This window comes from Asaia sp. A2 (assembly GCF_057319415.1).
Window position 1 is genome coordinate 178,521 of record NZ_JBXWTO010000001.1, and the last position, 16,985, is coordinate 195,505.

A 16,985-nucleotide genomic window follows, 5' to 3' on the forward strand; every position below is an offset into this window, starting at 1 on the left:
GGAAACAGCTGCAAAGCGGGGCCATCATCTCGGCCCCGCAGCAACAGTCAGAGTGCCAGCGCCATGCGTTGATGCTCGATCGGCCCCTTGAAGAACAGATCCCCCATCGGCTGCATGGCAAATTTCTCGTAAAAGCCGCGAGCCGTGCTGCGGGCATCGAGTTCAAGACGCGTGACGCCCAGCATCCGACAGGTGTCGATCGCCTCACGCATCAGTTGCGTCCCGAACCCCTGCCCCTGACAGCGCCCCGTCACGGCGAATTTGCGCAGCTGGTACAGACCCGGCCCGATGGGGCAAAGTGAGAGACAGCCCACCAGCGCCTCGCCAATAAACGCCCCCAGATGCGTGGCTTCGGGGTCCTGCGGCACGCGACACTCATCTTCGGTCAGGGCTGGCCAAAGCACCTCGCGGCGCAAAGGCAGACAATCTTCGGTTGAAATTTGTGCGATGCGCAGAGCGTCCTGCATTTCCCTACTCCCTGATGAGGCATTTTCACGCATCATTCCCGGCCGGTGCAATGCGCGTCCACGCCTCAAGCATAACTCAGATTGCCGTTTTGAGGCCCTGCGCCAGCAATTTGTGCCCCCTCAGACGGGCCGACATCTGAACAGGCTTCCTCGGGCACCTGTCCGAGATCCTCCGCGCCACAGCTCAGGCAAAAGCGGTTGAAGGCCATGTTGCGCGTGTCGCAGCGCAGGCAGTGCTGATAGAGCGTCAGACCGCAATGGACGCAGAAATTCGTGTCCATACCCTCGGAGCGTGCGATGGGACGATCGCAGTCGGGACAGATCCTCTTCTCAATCTTGGCATAGGCCTGCTCGCGGTCCACCCGCTGACGTCGCTCCTTCTCGGACTCTGCCTCGGCAATACGCCGTCTTGCCAGATAGGCCTGCATGTTCCTGATCAGCACCACGCAGACAATGACCGTGAGGAGTGCGCCAACGCCATAACGCACATACCCGCCATAGCTTGGAAGATAGGGGACAAGCTCGACAAAGAACGCATAAAGCGAGGCCAGAACGAAGCCGCGATAGAGTGGCCAGTAAGCGCTTTGCCGCTTGCGCATGACCAGCCATGCTGACAGCAGCAGAAGCGGCAGGGTGAAGGCAAGACGCATGAGGAACACGCGTAACTGCGCCATGAAGACAGCGCGGGCATAAACTGGCCGATAAGCCTGCGCGATCGTATCGCGTTCCTGCTCGATCGCCGTTTTCTGCTGGCTGAGTTCATGCACACGCTGATCGATCGCCTCGATCTTCTGCGTTGCCTGATGCTCGCGCTGCTGCAATTGCTCGAGCGCCTCGGTACGACGGGTCAGTTCAGTGTCCTGCCGCGGGTCGGTCGTCGCCTTGCGTGTCTCAAGCCAGGCCTGGAAGGCCTCCTTCGCGCTGCTGGTTGCACTATGAGCCGCCTCCAGCGCGATCTCTCCGCTTTCGCGCTGCGCGCGCAGCGCATCCTCCTCGGTGCTGATCGAACGCGCATGCTGCGTCAGTGTGTCAGGATAGACGGGTTTGTAAGCTACATCCCCTGCGCGGCGCGGCAGATCATCGATAACCAGACCGCCAAGCCCGATCAGAAACACCGCAAACGCAGCTGAAACGGCCCACATGGCCAGCCCATAAAGCCGCTCAGGGAGGCGATTGCCTTTTTTCATTCTTGTTTCCCATGATGGTGCCAGGTTGCAGGGGCACGTTACCGCAAGGGAAGCGCGATCTGACGCCTGCGTCAAATATCCGCAGCGTGATCGTAATTGCACATTACGGGTCGAGCCCGTATCAACGCCACCTTCCCCCGTGACCCAGAGGTTCCATGATCCGTCTTGATTCGATCAGCAAGCAGAACGGCCAGCGCGTCATTTTCATCGAGACGAGCGCTGCCCTCCAGAAGGGCGAGAAAATCGGTCTGGTCGGGCCCAATGGCGCCGGCAAGACCACGCTGTTCAGGCTGATCACAAAGCAGGAATCTCCCGATGAGGGTCAGGTGTTCCAGGACCGCGGCATCACCATCGGGTTTTTCAGCCAGGATGTGGGCGAAATGGATGGCCGCTCGGTCGTGGCCGAGGTGATGGACGGCGCGGGCGAAGTCGCAAAGATTGCTTCGGAGCTGGCAGAGCTCGAAGCCGCCATGTGCGATCCCGACAGAATGGACGAGATGGACGCCATCCTCGAACGCTTTGGCGATGTGCAGGCGCGCTTCGAGGAACTTGGCGGTTACGGGCTGGACAGCCGCGCCCGCGAGGTGCTGCACGGCCTCGGCTTCTCTCAGGAAATGATGTCCGGCGATGTGGGGCTTCTGTCGGGTGGGTGGAAAATGCGCGTGGCGCTGGCCCGCATCCTGCTCATGCAGCCTGACGTGATGCTGCTTGATGAGCCAAGCAACCATCTTGATCTGGAAAGCCTGATCTGGCTCGAACAATTCCTCAAAAACTACGAGGGTGCGCTCCTCATGACATCGCATGACCGCGCCTTCATGAACCGTGTCGTCAACAAGATCCTCGAAATCGACGGCGGGACACTGACCTCCTATACGGGTGATTACGAATTCTACGAACAGCAGCGCGCGCTGAATGAAAAGCAGCAGCAGGCGCAGTTCGACCGTCAGCAGGCAATGCTGGCGAAGGAAATCGCCTTCATCGAACGATTCAAGGCACGCGCCTCCCATGCCGCCCAGGTGCAGAGCCGGGTCAAGAAGCTCGACAAGATCGATCGCGTGGAGCCGCCGCGCCGCCGCCAGACCCTGTCTTTCGACTTTGCCCCTGCGCCACGCTCGGGCGACGCTGTTGCCACGCTCAAGCAGGTTGGCAAGGCCTATGGCTCACGTGTGATCTATCAGGATCTCGACCTGCTGATACGCCGTCAGGAGCGCTGCTGTATTCTCGGCGTGAACGGTGCTGGCAAATCCACTCTGCTCAAACTGATTGCAGGAGCCAGCGAGCCTGACTCAGGCAGTGTGAGCATCGGGGCCAGTGTGAAAATGGGCTATTTTGCCCAGCATGCCATGGATCTTCTCGATGGCAGCCGCACCATTTTCGAGACGCTGGAGCACGCTTTCCCGCTTGCTGCCCAAGGCTCGCTGCGGGCTCTGGCCGGCGGGTTCGGTTTTTCGGGGGATGATGTCGAGAAATATGTCAGCGTCCTTTCGGGCGGCGAGAAAGCCCGTCTCGTCATGGCGCTGATGCTGTTCGATCCGCCGAACTTTCTCGTGCTGGACGAACCCACCAACCATCTGGATATCGACACCAAGGAGATGCTGATCCGCGCGCTGTCCAATTACGAGGGCACCATGCTGTTCGTCTCGCATGACCGACATTTTCTCGGAGCACTTTCCAATCGCGTGCTCGAAGTCACGCCGGAAGGACTGCATCGCTATGACGGTGGCTATCATGAATATGTCGCTGCCACGGGTCAGGAAGCCCCCGGCCTACACGTCTGATCCGTTTTCGCCTGCCGGGCGCGACATCAAGCACCCGGCAGATGGCGTGATCCTGTTTTCCCGATAGCCCAACGCCTCGGGAGGGATCATCCGGTTTTTATGTGCAAGGCGCCGCACCAGACCCGGCGCCAGATCCAGCCCGAGGCGATAGCGGCCTGTCGCCCTTCGGAATTGCTCCCTCACGAGGCGGCAGCTGCGCCCCGATAGGGTCGCAGCGTCTTTTCTGCACCCCGCTCAGGCGGTGATAAACGCGAACCGGTCGAGCAACGTCCAGGGGCCGCCTTCATAGCGCCAGAGACGAAGAGCCACCGCGTGGCACGTAACCGGATGAGGGGTCGTCTGAAGGTCGGCAAGAAGCGCACGGGCCTGTTCCGGGGACACCTTGTTCTGAACTGTCAGATGGGGCCGCCATGACGCGGCATCCTGGCGGGTCAGGCGCTCCCTCCCGACCACAGAGACGAGATCCGCACGCAGCCGGGCAAGATCCGGCGTTGTCATGGCATAGGCCACACCGCGCCCCAAAAGGTAGGGTGCACCGATCGTAATCTCGGGCGCTTCACCCAACGTCGCCAGATTCGCGCCGATGCGGTTGCGACACGATGATGGCAGGGCGTGAAAAAGGGTCACATGAGCAGGGACGATATTGCGGGCTGCCGGAAAATGCGTGCTGCGCATATTCTGCGCCCAATCCTGCGTAGCCGGGTCGAATTCCAGCGTGAGGATAAGCGGTGCGTCATTCCCCTGATCCATGCGGCCTGCTCTCCTTGCTTGCTTGATGATATCCACCCGTCAAGACGCGAAAGAGCGTGGCGGGGTTGCCCCCGAAGACAGGCCACATGCTGGCAGACCGCCCGCCTGCCTTCACCGGTCCCGGCTAATCCTGGGCGCCCTCATGGCTTCGCCCGCTGAAAGTGACCATATCCGGGTGCCTTGTCATGATCAGGCGCGCAAGCCAGGTGCGATAGGGAAACACAAGCGCCATGATCTGGTTGAAACCCCATGAGAGATGGCTGTCATCGGGATCGCTGATGCCTGTCTGGTGGATGACGTAGCCAAGCCAGTAGCTCGATACGATGAAGATATTGGCGACGAGCGGCGGTATGGCGTCATCCTCAATCGATAATGCCCGAAGCCGCCTGAGTTCCACAACAAGACCTGTGACCTGTGCCGACAGATCGCGATTCAGGCTCATGGCGGCGTCCTGAATCTCCGGCGCAAGGCGGAATACGGCGTTACCGTCGCGCATCAGCGCCCGGTAATGCCAGCTAAGCGCACACCATTCGCGCAACAGGCTGATGGCCTGCTCGATGGCGGCAATGAGTTCGGCGCGATTGAATTGTCGATGGATGAATGGCCCGGAGGAGAAGATCTCCCGCGCATCCGTCTCGAACAGGGCAAACAGAGCCTGCACGATCTGGGCCTTCGTCTTGAAGTAATAATAGAGGTTTCCCTCATTGATGCCGCAGCGCTCTGCAAGCTCACGCGTGGTGAGGCGATCGAACCCGACTTCATTGGCGACGACGCGCGCCTCCTCAAGGATTCGTGATCGTGTGGAGGGACCTCGCGCCATATCTACGCTCGCTTTCTAAGGTGAACACCTTATATGGTTTAAGGTGTTAGCCTTAGATAACGGAGTCCATCCGCAATGTCATCCTTGCTCAACCCCGTCCGATCCCTGCCGAGCCAGATCAAGGCGCTCCACGCCACAATGAAAAACCCGGTGGAGGCCCTGCCCGAGGCGGTCTATCGCGAGCGCATCGTCGAGCGTCGCCTGATGCGACAGCATATCGTTTATGTCTGCGCGCCGGACCTCATACGAGAAGCGCTCGTGACCCGCAGCCATGCGCTCGACAAGGGCGAAGGGCTACGCCGTGCCATCGGACCCGGGCTTGGGCAGGGGTTGCTGACGGCGGAGGGCAGCCATTGGCGCTGGCAGCGTCAGGCTCTCGCCCCGGTTTTCAGAGCCAATGCCACAGCTGCCTTCCTGCCCGCCATGACGCGGGCCACTCTTGGCTGTGTGCACGATCTGGCCAGACAGGGCGGCGTGGTGGCTATTGAGCAGATCATGATGCGGCTTACGGGACGCATCATTATTGAGACAATGCTGTCTGATCCCGAAGCCGTCGATGCCGATGCCATGGCCGACGGTCTGGCGGTATTCCTTCATCAGACGCGATGGAGCCTGCTGGGCGACCTGCTTGGCACCCCCGAATGGATGCCCCATCCGGGCAAGGCACGCGGCCTTGCCGCCGCCCGTGCCTTGCGTCGTGAGGCGATGGCCCAGATCTCACGCCGCCGCGCGGCGATGGCGCACGGTACGCCGTCCGGATTTTCGACACAGGAAAGCGGCCCGCAAAGCGGTGGAGCGTCACCCCTGCCCGATGATCTGCTTGCGCGGCTCCTTGCAGCGCGTGACCCCGAGACAGGCCGGATGATGAGCGATGAGGAAATCATTGATAATCTGCTGACGTTTCTGACGGCAGGTCATGAGACCACAGCGCTGGCGCTCGCCTGGACACTCGACCGTCTCGGCCGTCACCCCGAGATCGCACGCAGCGTTCAGGCGGAAATCGATGCCGTACTGGGCGCTAGCGATGTGAACAGCACTGAGGGCGATGCGCTTGCTATGGAGCAGGTCCAGAAGCTCACCCTCACACGTGCCGTGCTACGTGAATCCATGCGTCTGACGCCACCGGCGCCGATGATCGTCCGTGAGGTGAGCGAGCCTTTCGAGCTGGAGGGAGTGCAGCTCCATCGTGGCACACGGCTTGTTGTGCCTATCTGCGCGCTGCACCGCCACAGGGATCTGTGGTCGGCACCCGAAATCTTCGACCCATTGCGCTTCATGACGCAGGACGAGGGAAAGGAAAAACAGATCGACCGCTTTGCCTATCTCCCTTTTGGCGCAGGTCCACGCATCTGTATCGGGGCGAGCTTTGCCGAAACCGAGGCCCTTGTCGTGATGGCGCTGATGTTGCGCCATGTCACCCTTACCCCGATGCTGCGCGAGGCCCCGCCCGGTCGGATGGAAATCACCATGCGACCGGCAAAGCCTCTTCTGATGGCAGTCAAGCCGCGCAGCTGACCGGATCACTCGGGCCCGTCGTCGCAGGGCGGGCTTCTATGCAGGGAAATGAAAGTCCTTATCCACGACCTCGTCTATTCGTTGCATGTGGATATTGGCCTCACGCGGCAAGCGCAGCGTGTTGCATGACAAAATCCTGTCATACCGATTCGCCGTTTCGTTACGGTTATCATTGGACTCATCCAGCGGCGTAATGCGCCACCGTGGAATATAGTCCTGCGTCCGAAGATGATCGATCAACGAAGGATTTATCTGGCCGATCATTTCCACCACACCGGTCGTCAACGCGCGATTGTGTCAGAGGCACCTTGCAGGATTTAGTATTCAGGAACTTTCACATCGATCCTGAAAAACACCAGCTTGCCTGCGAACCGGTCACCGGCGCGCAGGCAAGGAGCCGTGACAGAATTGGCGTTATTGTCGAGGTGCATAAAAGTGCCCCCCTCTCGTATGTGAACCGATCTCGATCAACCAGCGCTAAGCATCGAAGATTTTACCGACAGGTATGGCAAAACTAATGATCTGCCCTCTGGAAGGGGGGGCGTCTGCCCTACTACAGAGAGTTCGTGATCCAGCACGTCGGCACATTGATCCCAGCCTCCTGATATCGGCTCCTCACGAAGCCAGCAGCGAGGCTGAAAACACTGACTGAAGGTTGATTGGTGCAAGGCCGGGATAGCGGTCAGCCCGTCCGGACCTTACAAGCCGTTCAGCGGCGGCGGGACACGCGCGGCAGCGAGTGCCACCTGCTGGCGCTCGGCAAGGGCGACCTCGTCGAAATCCGCAATCAGTTCCTGAAAAAGCTTGTGCCAGTTCAGCTTGGCGCGAAGACGAAGGAAAACGCTCCCCAGACCGATGGCCGAGCGATCGACCAGCACGAACTCGCGTGACGGGCGGACGCCACCTGTGCGCTTGAGCCCCTCATAAACGCGTTCGGCAATATCACGCCCGAAATTGGGGTCGTCATTTTCCTGAATGAAACGTTCGCGGTCGTCCATCAGCGGGCCATAAATGAAACGCGCCCACTCATTCAGCACAGACGCTGTTTCACGCGACAGCCCTTTGAAACCCCAGGCCTCATAAGCTGCAAAGGCCATGTCCTCGTCGTTGTCACGCAGCGCATTGAAGAGGTCGATGATACCCTTGATAAAATGCGGTGGGAAAATACGTATCGCACCGAAATCAAGCAGGTTGAGCCCCCAGTCGGGTCGAATGGTGAAATTGCCCATATGCGGGTCGCCATGGATAATTCCGTAGCGATAGACTGGTGTGTACCACGCCTTGAACAGCGCGGTCGCAATGGCATTACGCTCTTCCTGGGTCGGGTTCGTATCCAGGATCTTCTGGATACCCCTGCCAGACACCCATTCCATCGTCAGCAGGCGACGGGTGGAAAGCGCCTCGACAGGCAGCGGTACCGTGACCTCGGGAATATGCTGCAGCATGTCGCGATAAAGCCGCATATGCGAGGCTTCGCGCTCGTAATCGAGTTCCTCGCGCAGGCGCTCTTCCAGCTCGCGCACGACTTCATCCTGTTTGATGGCCGGCAGGAACTGCTGCACCAGCCCGACCACCACCCTGAACTGACGCAGATCGGATTCCACGGCAGCATTCATATCGGGGTACTGCAACTTGCAGGCTACATCCTGCCCCTCTGCCGTTACCGCGCGATGCACCTGCCCCAGACTGGCCGCCGCCATGGCCTGATGGGAGAAGGAGCGAAACTGCCGCTCCCAGTTCACACCGAGTTCAGTCACCATACGGCGGCGCACAAAGCTCCAGGCCATCGGCGGGGCATTGGCCTGAAGTTCTGCCAACTGGTTGGCATATTCCTCGGGCAGGGCACCGGGGATGGTAGAGAGTATCTGCGCGCCCTTCATGAGCGGCCCCTTGAGCCCCCCCAGAGCCGCACGCAGGTCATTGGCATGAATGGCCTGATTGGATTTGAAACCAAGCTTGTTGCCAATCACGCGCGTCGCGATACCCCCGACCGTGCCTGAAGCACGCGCCATGCGCTTGATTTCGCCAAACAGGCCAGTCTGATCCAGATCCTTGGGTGTGCTCATCGGTTAAGCGCTCTTGTCCTGTTTTTCCTGAGCCTCAAGCTCGTCAATGAAGCCGGAGATCACATCCAGGCCCTTGCGCCAGAACCCCGGGTCGGTCGCATCCAGACCGAAAGGCGCCAGCAGATCGGCATGGCGCTTTGTACCCCCGGCTTCCAGCATCGCCACATAACGATCCTGAAACGCGGCTGTTCCACCCTGCCTGTCCTGTTCGCTTTGATAGACGCCATAGAGCGCATTCACCAGGCAATCCCCGAACGCATAGGCGTAAACATAAAACGGTGAGTGCACGAAATGCGGGACGTAAGACCAGTAGATGTCATAATCGGGAGTGAACTCGAAGATCGGGCCAAGACTGCGCGTCTGCACCTCGCGCCAGATTTCGCCCAGACGCTCGGGAGACAGCTCGCCGTTACGGCGCTCATCATGCACCTTCACCTCAAACTGGTAGAAGGCAATCTGGCGCACAACCGTATTGAGCATGTCCTCGACCTTGCCGGCCAGCATGCGGCGCCTGCGCGCGGGGTCGCGCTCCGCGTCCAGCAGGGCACGGAATGTCAGCATCTCGCCGAACACCGAGGCTGTCTCGGCAAGGGTGAGCGGGGTCGAGGATTGCAGATAACCCTGCTTCGCCGCGAGAAGCTGATGCGCGCCATGTCCCAGCTCGTGCGCCAGCGTCATGACATCGCGCGTGCGACCGTGATAGTTGAGCAGCACGTAAGGATGGGTGTCCGGTGTGACCGGATGGGCAAAGGCGCCGGATGACTTGCCCGGCACTGGCGGCACGTCGATCCAGTCATTCTCCATGAAGCGCCCCACGAGCGCACCAAGGCGCGGGTCGAAACGCTCATAGGCATCGCGCACGATGGTCTTGGCATCTTCCCACGGGATCAGCCTGTCCTCGTCACCGGGGAGCGGGGCGTTGCGATCCCAGTGCTGCAGCTTGTCGAGGCCAAGCCATCCTGCCTTGAGACTGTAATAGCGATGTGCCAGCCGGGCATAATCGGCGTCGACTGCCGAGACGAGCGCATCGACCACCTCATCCTCAACCATGTTCGCCCGGTTGCGGCTCGATGCGGGGCGTGGGAAGCCCCTGAGCCCGTCCTCGATGGACTTGTCCTTGGCAAGGGTGTTGGTGATCAGCACTAGAAGGCGCTGATTGGCCCCCAGAGCGCGGCTCACCTCACCGGCTGCGATACGACGCTTTTCCCGATCGGGGCTGGACAACTGGTTGAGCGCGTCACCCAGAGGGCGCTCCTCGCCATCGAGCGTGACCGTCAGGGAGGCCATGGTCTCGTCAAAAAGCCGATTCCACGAAGCCCTGCCCGTCACCGATTTCTCGACCAGTACCTGTTCCACCTCATCGGAAAGCTGATAGGGCCGCCATACACGCAGATCACGCAGGAAGGGGGCCCAGCGGGCAAGCTCGGCATCCTCCAGCAGCTTTTCCAGATGGGTATCATCCAACCGGTTGAGCTCAAGCGTGAAGAACAGTAGATGCGATGAGATTGCCGTCAGACGCTCGGTCATGCCCTGTGAGAAGCGCCCTGTCGCCGGGTCGGTCGTTCGGGCCGCAAAGCCAAGTTGCGCGAACGCACCCAGACGGCCCATGCGCTGGTCAATCTCCTCATACGTTACGATCGCCGTGGCCAGATCGCTGGCACTCGCCTCAGCCAGCCTGCCTTTCCATCGTTCGGCGAAGGCCTTTGCCTGTTCGTCGCACCAGATGAGATCGTGCTCGATGGCAGGGTCATCGAGGCCGGCATACAGATCCGAGAGATCCCAGCGGGGCAAGGTAGGGCTGTCGGCTTGGGCCATGTCATCGGGTCCTTGTTATCTATGTCTGTCCTATCCCATCTGGTGACGACCAGATGGGCCAGAAAGAGGGGTATCGCCCCTGCCGTGGAAGAGTGCGTGTCGCGTCCGGGAAATGATGCCCTAGCGGAAAGCCGGCTCGTCAAAGCCGCGCAGCTTGCGCGAATGGAGACTGTCCACACCCCGCTCACGCAGCAGGCGCATGGTCTCGATCCCCACCATGAGGTGCTGGCTGACCCGCTCGCGATAGAACGCATTCGCCATCCCGCGCAGCTTCAGCTCGCCATGTAATGGTTTGTCGGACACGCAAAGCAGCGTGCCATAGGGAACCCGAAACCGGAATCCGTTGGCCGCAATGGTGGCGGATTCCATATCCACGGCGATGGATCGGCTCATATTGATCTGGGTGAAGAGCGCCCGCAGACGGAGCTCCCAGTTGCGATTATCGGTCGTCATGACCGTACCTGTGCGAAGCCTGGTCTTGATCTCGCGCTCGTCCAGCCCTGTTACGCGCTCCATCGCCTCCTGCAGCGCCACCTGCACCTCTGCAATCGGGGGGACGGGCACCCATGTCGGCAAGTCGTCGTCAAGCACATGGTCGTCGCGCACATAGCCATGCGCCAGCACATAATCGCCCAGCAGCTGGGTGCGACGCAGCCCGGCGCAATGGCCTACCATCAGCCAGCAGTGAGGGCGCAGAACAGCCAGATGATCGGTGATTGTCTTGGCGTTGGAAGGGCCTACACCGATATTGATGAGGGTAATGCCATCACCATCCGGGCGGCAGAGATGATAGGCGGGCATCTGCGGCAAAGAGGCCGAAGGCTGCCCCGACATACCGGTCTTGCTGTAGATCGCATCGCCCGGCTCGACGAAAGCGCTGTATTCGCCGCCCGCATCGACCTGTGCTCGGGCATAATCGCGAAAGCCATCAACATAACGCTGATAGTTGGTCAGCAGAATGAAGCGCTGGAAATGGCGGGGCGCCGTGCCGGTATAGTGATGCAGGCGCGCAAGCGAATAATCCGTCCGCTCTGCGGTGAAAAGCGCCAGAGCCCGTGGCGCGTCGGGGTCCGGTATGATTTCGCAATTGGCAATGCGGTCATCCGTCGCATGCAGATCCGGCAAGGCGTAATTATCCTGCAGGATCTTCAGATCACTCTCGGTGAGGCCAGTCACAGCCTCTTCCATGACGTAGGGCAACGGCATGGGGCGACGCGAGAGCCCGACATGCACAGGCTGACGGTAACATTCGAGCAAATTCTCGATCTGGGCACGCCAATAGCTGCGAAAGAGCGCAGGGCGCGTCAGGGTGGTGCCGTAGAAACCGGGTTCGAGCAGAACGCCGAAACGCGGTTTTACATCGTGGGGGATCGACCCGCGCGCGAGAGAAAAAGCGAGATAGGGATAATAGGACTCCGCTGGCTCACGCGCCTCGAAGGCCTTGCGCAGCCGGGATGCACCCGCGTCATAAAGTGCCTCGATCCGATCAAGCGCTGCCTCGGCATCATGAAACGGCATGAAGCCTGAACCGACCTGGTCGAACATGCCATCCTGATCCGATACGCTCATCCTGCATCCTTCCCGCTTTTCAGCCCGCTCTTGAGAGGGTTGCGATCAGGCTAGCCTGAACTGCAGAACGACGATAGACGCAGATATAGGTATGTTATAACATAACGATATGAGCCATCACGATTCCGCCCCGCCTGCCGCTCTCCGTTCTGCGAACCCGCAACGCCGCCTCCCATCCGAGGCTGCCGGAAAAAGATCGTCCAGACGCGAGGCTTCTGCAGATAATGACGGCACCTGCCGCAAAACGATCTGGCGCAGGCTCGAAGGCGATTCGTGGGAAGCGTTCGATGCCCTGCCCCGCGCCATTCGCCTTCGATTGACCGAACATGTCTATGATGCCTGGTCGGTCAATGCTCTGGCCCTATGGCGCCACTATAAAAAAGTGCATGGCGCAACAGAACGGGCGGAGCGTGCCATGATCCGCTATCTCGATTACTGCGAAAGGCTCGAGCAGCAGGCCTTTATCGAGCGCCACGGCGCCCTGGCCCATCAGGCAGCAGGTGCCACGCCGTTACGCTATGAAGCCTCGCGCCAGAAAATGGGGTCTTGAGCTCGTAACGCGTCACGAAACGGTGCGCACCATCATAATACTATGACGGCTGCGTTTAATTAACGCGCATCACACCATTGTCACGCACCCGTTCATAAATAGTCTGCCATATAATCGGCCTGTCATGTGCAGATCGATGTTGTATTTATTTGGACAGTCCGAACTCCCTGCGGTGGCTCTGTATCCAGTCAGGCAGCTTCTTCCGCATGACTGGATGAAGACATTGGCTTCAGAAGGTGTAATCTTCTGAGTGACGCCCAATCAACCGCCGGACTGGAGCGCCCTCCTCTCCTGGGCGCTCCCTATATCGCCCATCACCCTATGTGGCGGCGGGTGCTTTATGCCTGCATGGGCATTTTCATGCCCATCATTGCCTCAACCCAGAACGCCCTCCTTTCGGGCAATCTCGGGAGCGCAGCCGGTGAAGCCGGGCTGACCACAGCCGAGGCAGAATGGCTGATCGCCGCGTTTGTCGGGGCGGCGGCCTTTGCCAATCTGGTTGTCATCAAGGGGCGCCAGCAATTCGGCATCATGTTCTTTCTCATCACCCTGCTCGGGGTGAATGTGGCGACCGGGCTGCTGCTCATCGCCGCCCCATGTTTCGCAACCCTGATCATCAACCGTGCCAGCAACGGGCTCATGGTATCGACCAGCGTTGCGGGGGGCGTTTATTACCTGATCCAGGCGCTCCCCAAATCGCATCGTGTCATGGCCATCGCCATGGCCATCACCTCCCTGCAGATTGCCATCCCGCTGGCAGCCCTTATTCCCGTCGAAACGCTGACCCGCTCGGGCAATCATGGCTTTGCGTGCCTCGGCACGGCCTTCGCTGCCCTGCAACTCGCCTTCGTTCTGCTGCTACCCCTGCCGAAAACCAATATGGGCCGCGTTTTCGAGAGAATGGACGGCATGTCAGCCCTGCTCCTGTGCGGCATGTCGATCTGCCTTGCCTCGTTCCTGACTTTCGGGCGCACCATGTGGTGGACAGACACCCCCTGGATCGGGTGGCTGCTTGTCGGCACAATCGGTTTTGGTGCTGCGGCTCTGGCAGTTGAGCTCTGCCGCACGCGTCCGCTGCTCCAGATCGACTGGCTCAGTACCGGCACGATTTTCCGTTTTGCGCTTGTCGCCATCATGGAACGGCTTCTGCTGTCAGAGCAGAACACCGGTGCCATCGGATTGCTCGGCCATGCGGGGATGCTCAATGACCAGTATCACATGCTCTATCTGCTGGTGATTCTGGGCATGGTGGCTGGGATGACCGTCATGGCGCTGACCCTCTCGGCCCGTGCAATCCCGTATCAGTGCATCGTGGCCCTGCTCGCCATCGCCCTTGCCGCATGGCTCGATTCCAGCGGTAACGGCCTCACACGCCCTGCCGACATGTATCTCTCACAGATGCTGCTGGGCTTCGGCACCACGCTCTTCGTCGGGCCGGCCCTGCTCTATGGTGTCATTCTGGTGCTCAAATCGGATACGAGCCATTTCATCTCCACCATCTATGTCTTTGCCATCACGCAGAGTATCGGCAGCGTCACAGGGGCGGCCCTGCTGGGCAGTATCCAGTATTATTACGAACGCTACGCCCTGACCGGGTTCAGCTCACGCCTCGATGACACAGCCAGTCTCTCCCTCGCCACGGCGGGTCGCGGCCTGAGCGATGTTTCCAGCACCCTTTCGGATCAATCCGCCATCATGGGGTATCTGAACCTGTTCGGTTTCGTGGCCGTCCTGGCGTTTTGCGCCGCCATTCTGATCGGCCTCTTCCTCATCGGGCGGCATCTCATGCAATTCACGAACAAGCGCCTCTCATGACCGACACACATTCTCTCCCCCCCGACCAGAATGCACCGCCTCCCGGCAAGACAGCATCGGGAGGGGCGCCCGCAGCGCCCCCATCAGGCGCGGTCTGGCATCCCCCCCGACGCAGCATCACCATACTGAGCGTGGTGGCCTTGCTGGCTTTCATCGCCATCGGTTGTGTGCTGGCAACCTTCGACCTAGCCCCTTTCGGGACCGAGGGCGTGAGCACGGATGATGCATATGTGCAGGGCCATGTCACCATCGTGGCGCCTGAAGTGCCGGGTTATATCGAGGGGGTTTTCGTGACCGACTTCGCCCCGGTGCATAGGGGACAGCTTCTGGTGCAGATTGACGAAAGCACCTATCGCGCCCGCGTGGCACAATCCGAAGCCGATCTTGCAAGCAGGCAGGCGGCGCTGGACAATAACAGACAGAACCAGGCGTCGGCACGGGCACGGCTTGATCAGCGTCAGGCGGCCCTGATGACGGCACAGGCCCACCTGACCCGCAGCACGGCAGATCATCGGCGACAGGCGGCCCTTGTGGGCGATCAGAGCGTGTCGCGTGTGGAATATGATTCCGGCCTCGATGCCCTGCGTTCCGACCAGGCGGCATTACGTCAGGCCCAAGCCGATATCCGTGCCGCACAGGCCGATGTGAAAGCGGCGGATGTGCAGGAAGAAGTTCTCAGCGCGCAGGTTCGTCAGGCGGCTGCAATCCTTGACTCGGCGCGCATCGACCTCGGTCGCACCCATATACGCGCGGCCAGTGATGGTGTGATTGGCCGCACGGGCGGCACGCATATCGGCGCCTATGTGGGCGCAGGCACCGCACTTTTCTCTCTGGTCCCCCGTGAGCGCTGGGTGGTTGCCGAGTACAAGGAAGCCCAGACTGGCAATATCCGCATCGGTCAGGCTGCCTCTTTCACCGTGGACGGCCTGAACGGGCAGAAATTCACAGGACGGGTTTTCCGTATCGCCCCGGCGACGGGCTCAGAATTTGCAGTCGTCAAACCGGATAATGCGACGGGCAATTTCGTGAAAATTCCCCAACGTATCGGCATCTATATTGCCGTTGACCCGAACCAGCCCAACGCCGATCGCCTCGCCCCAGGCATGTCGGTCGAATCCTACATCGCCACGCCGCCCCGATCGTCTTCCAATATTGCCCGGAGCACGGCTGACAGCAGCACATCAGGAACCCAGACGCCATGAAGACCGGTTTTGGCTCGCGGCGATACTATCCCGCCAAAATCCTGACCGGGCTGTGCCTTTTATCGCTCAGTGCGACGGGGTGTCAGGAGGGGGATTTCAACCTCCCGAAAGGCTCTGCCGTGGTGGCACCGGCACAATGGCGGCAGGGTGACCAGGCAGCGGTGCACACGAAGCTCGACCCGCAATGGTGGGGGCAGTTCGGCGACCCTGTTCTGGTGGCTCTTGTCGCCCATGCGCTGGACAACAACCCAGATCTCGCTCTAGCGGCTGAAAATGTCATGCAGGCGCGTGCACAAATGCGCCTCGCCCTCAGTGCCCAGCTTCCCCATATCGACGGTCAGGCTCTTGGTATCGGCAATAGCCGCCTCTTCGGATCGAATTTCAGCCAGTATATTCTTGGCGGTGGCCTGACATTCGATTTCGATCTGTTCGGCAAGCTGCGCGAGCAGACCCGCGCGGCCCGGATCCAGACCCTTGCCAGCGCTGCGAACAGGGAAGCCGTCCGTCTGGCACTGATCGGCGATACGGTACGTGCCTATGTATCACTTCAGGCCTCGCGCACGGCGCTGGATGTGCTGCAACGCACATTGATCGTTCGGCAGAATGAACTGGTCCGCGTGCGCCACCAGCTTGCCACCGGCTATGAAAAAACCAGCACTTTCGATCAGGCGAATGCTCTGGTCAGCGACGCCCAGTCCCAGATCGAGTCGACCCGCTTGCAGATTTCACAGCAGGAGAACGCCCTTGCCGTGCTTCTGGGCGAAATGCCCAGTGACGAGATGGCGCGTCTGACGCAAGGCAAACCGCTCGCCGCACTCACGCTCCCTCCAGCGGTAACCCCCGTTCCGGCGCGTCTGCTCGCCAACCGGCCCGATCTTATCGCGGCAGCAGATCAGATCATCGCAGCCGATCACTCCCTGCGCTCCGCCCGTGCCGCCTTTTTGCCCGATATCAGCATCAATCCCGGCATCGGGACGGCGGGGGGCACAACTCCCATCTCGGGCACGATCTGGTCTTTGGGCGGTAGTATGCTGGCGCCTATCTTCGAGGGCGGCGCTCTGCGCGCCCGCGAAAGCATGGCAGTATCGCAGCGCAACCAGGCCGCATGGAGCTACCGCAAGGTGGCGGTTCAGGCATTTCGCGAGGTGCAGGATGCCCTTACTGGCGTAGCCCGACTGGCGGCACAGGAAGAGAGTCTGCAAAGCAGCCTTGAGGCACGACGCCACACCCTTGAGGATGCCCGCAAGGAACTCGCGACCGGCTATGTCAATTACTTCGATGTCGCCAATGCCGAAACCGCAGCCTTGTCAGCCGAGCTTCAGACTGTTCAGATCAGGGCATCGAGACTCGCCGAAATTGCCACGCTCTATCAGGCAGCAGGCGGGGGCTGGACTCCGCCCAAGGATGTGCTCCCCCTGCCCACCCATGACGACAGGTCTTGAGCCTGGATA

General features: G+C 60.4%; 13 protein-coding genes. 6 read left to right on the forward strand and 7 right to left on the reverse strand.

From position 1 onward, the window contains the following. Positions 1-47: 47 nt before the first annotated feature. Together ACWNRM_RS00835 and ACWNRM_RS00840 are read right to left on the reverse strand one after the other, a co-directional pair. The gene (locus tag ACWNRM_RS00835; protein WP_485169062.1) at positions 48-467 is read right to left on the reverse strand and encodes a GNAT family N-acetyltransferase; all 420 of its coding nucleotides are present in this window, start codon (positions 465-467) and stop codon (positions 48-50) included. Positions 468-532: 65 nt separating this feature from the next. Continuing rightward, entirely contained in the window at positions 533-1,654 is a 1,122-nt protein-coding gene (locus ACWNRM_RS00840; protein WP_485169063.1) for a zinc ribbon domain-containing protein, read from the reverse strand. Positions 1,655-1,809: 155 nt separating this feature from the next. Between ACWNRM_RS00840 and ACWNRM_RS00845 the strand changes: the two genes are divergently transcribed. Then, the gene (locus ACWNRM_RS00845; protein WP_122050194.1) at positions 1,810-3,432 is read left to right on the forward strand and encodes an ABC-F family ATP-binding cassette domain-containing protein; all 1,623 of its coding nucleotides are present in this window, start codon (positions 1,810-1,812) and stop codon (positions 3,430-3,432) included. Positions 3,433-3,666: 234 nt separating this feature from the next. Here ACWNRM_RS00845 and ACWNRM_RS00850 read toward each other — a convergent pair whose 3' ends face one another. Then, positions 3,667-4,182, reverse strand: a complete 516-nt coding sequence (locus tag ACWNRM_RS00850; protein WP_485169064.1) for a 2'-5' RNA ligase family protein — start codon at positions 4,180-4,182, stop codon at positions 3,667-3,669. 124 nt (positions 4,183-4,306) lie between these two features. Next, entirely contained in the window at positions 4,307-5,002 is a 696-nt protein-coding gene (locus tag ACWNRM_RS00855) for a TetR/AcrR family transcriptional regulator (RefSeq protein ID WP_485169065.1), read from the reverse strand. A gap of 75 nt (positions 5,003-5,077) precedes the next feature. Between ACWNRM_RS00855 and ACWNRM_RS00860 the strand changes: the two genes are divergently transcribed. Continuing rightward, positions 5,078-6,517 carry a cytochrome P450 gene (locus tag ACWNRM_RS00860; protein WP_485169066.1) on the forward strand — a complete coding sequence of 480 codons (1,440 nt, stop codon included), beginning with the start codon at positions 5,078-5,080 and terminating at the stop codon, positions 6,515-6,517. 698 nt (positions 6,518-7,215) lie between these two features. Here the strand turns inward: ACWNRM_RS00860 and ACWNRM_RS00865 are convergent. The 3 genes from ACWNRM_RS00865 to ACWNRM_RS00875 all read right to left on the reverse strand — a co-directional run bounded on the left by ACWNRM_RS00865 (position 7,216) and on the right by ACWNRM_RS00875 (position 11,967). After that, the gene (locus ACWNRM_RS00865; protein ID WP_062164894.1) at positions 7,216-8,583 is read right to left on the reverse strand and encodes an ABC1 kinase family protein; all 1,368 of its coding nucleotides are present in this window, start codon (positions 8,581-8,583) and stop codon (positions 7,216-7,218) included. A gap of 3 nt (positions 8,584-8,586) precedes the next feature. Next, positions 8,587-10,398, reverse strand: coding sequence for a M3 family oligoendopeptidase (locus tag ACWNRM_RS00870; protein WP_485169068.1), 1,812 nt, complete (start codon positions 10,396-10,398; stop codon positions 8,587-8,589). A 120-nt stretch (positions 10,399-10,518) separates the two neighbouring features. Further along, entirely contained in the window at positions 10,519-11,967 is a 1,449-nt protein-coding gene (locus ACWNRM_RS00875; RefSeq protein ID WP_485169069.1) for an AMP nucleosidase, read from the reverse strand. A 109-nt stretch (positions 11,968-12,076) separates the two neighbouring features. On the opposite strand from ACWNRM_RS00875, the gene ACWNRM_RS00880 reads away from it, so the two are divergent. The 4 genes from ACWNRM_RS00880 to ACWNRM_RS00895 all read left to right on the forward strand — a co-directional run bounded on the left by ACWNRM_RS00880 (position 12,077) and on the right by ACWNRM_RS00895 (position 16,976). Further along, positions 12,077-12,517: a DUF6525 family protein gene (locus ACWNRM_RS00880; protein ID WP_485169070.1), complete on the forward strand. Its 441-nt coding sequence runs from the start codon at positions 12,077-12,079 to the stop codon at positions 12,515-12,517. A 360-nt stretch (positions 12,518-12,877) separates the two neighbouring features. After that, complete coding sequence (locus ACWNRM_RS00885; RefSeq protein ID WP_485169071.1) at positions 12,878-14,332, forward strand: hypothetical protein; 1,455 nt, start codon at positions 12,878-12,880, stop codon at positions 14,330-14,332. Beyond that, entirely contained in the window at positions 14,329-15,534 is a 1,206-nt protein-coding gene (locus ACWNRM_RS00890; RefSeq protein ID WP_485169072.1) for an HlyD family secretion protein, read from the forward strand. The genes ACWNRM_RS00885 and ACWNRM_RS00890 overlap by 4 nt, the downstream gene beginning before the upstream one ends. Then, complete coding sequence (locus ACWNRM_RS00895) at positions 15,531-16,976, forward strand: efflux transporter outer membrane subunit (protein WP_485169073.1); 1,446 nt, start codon at positions 15,531-15,533, stop codon at positions 16,974-16,976. Before ACWNRM_RS00890 ends, ACWNRM_RS00895 begins: the two co-directional genes overlap by 4 nt. Positions 16,977-16,985 lie beyond the last annotated feature (9 nt).

Coding starts and splice junctions, on each gene's coding strand:
- ACWNRM_RS00835 (WP_485169062.1), bottom strand. CDS start 467: ATGCAGGACGCTCTGCGCATCGCACAAATTTCAACCGAAGATTGTCTG.
- ACWNRM_RS00840 (WP_485169063.1), bottom strand. CDS start 1,654: ATGAAAAAAGGCAATCGCCTCCCTGAGCGGCTTTATGGGCTGGCCATG.
- ACWNRM_RS00845 (WP_122050194.1), top strand. CDS start 1,810: ATGATCCGTCTTGATTCGATCAGCAAGCAGAACGGCCAGCGCGTCATT.
- ACWNRM_RS00850 (WP_485169064.1), bottom strand. CDS start 4,182: ATGGATCAGGGGAATGACGCACCGCTTATCCTCACGCTGGAATTCGAC.
- ACWNRM_RS00855 (WP_485169065.1), bottom strand. CDS start 5,002: ATGGCGCGAGGTCCCTCCACACGATCACGAATCCTTGAGGAGGCGCGC.
- ACWNRM_RS00860 (WP_485169066.1), top strand. CDS start 5,078: ATGTCATCCTTGCTCAACCCCGTCCGATCCCTGCCGAGCCAGATCAAG.
- ACWNRM_RS00865 (WP_062164894.1), bottom strand. CDS start 8,583: ATGAGCACACCCAAGGATCTGGATCAGACTGGCCTGTTTGGCGAAATC.
- ACWNRM_RS00870 (WP_485169068.1), bottom strand. CDS start 10,398: ATGGCCCAAGCCGACAGCCCTACCTTGCCCCGCTGGGATCTCTCGGAT.
- ACWNRM_RS00875 (WP_485169069.1), bottom strand. CDS start 11,967: ATGAGCGTATCGGATCAGGATGGCATGTTCGACCAGGTCGGTTCAGGC.
- ACWNRM_RS00880 (WP_485169070.1), top strand. CDS start 12,077: ATGAGCCATCACGATTCCGCCCCGCCTGCCGCTCTCCGTTCTGCGAAC.
- ACWNRM_RS00885 (WP_485169071.1), top strand. CDS start 12,878: ATGCCCATCATTGCCTCAACCCAGAACGCCCTCCTTTCGGGCAATCTC.
- ACWNRM_RS00890 (WP_485169072.1), top strand. CDS start 14,329: ATGACCGACACACATTCTCTCCCCCCCGACCAGAATGCACCGCCTCCC.
- ACWNRM_RS00895 (WP_485169073.1), top strand. CDS start 15,531: ATGAAGACCGGTTTTGGCTCGCGGCGATACTATCCCGCCAAAATCCTG.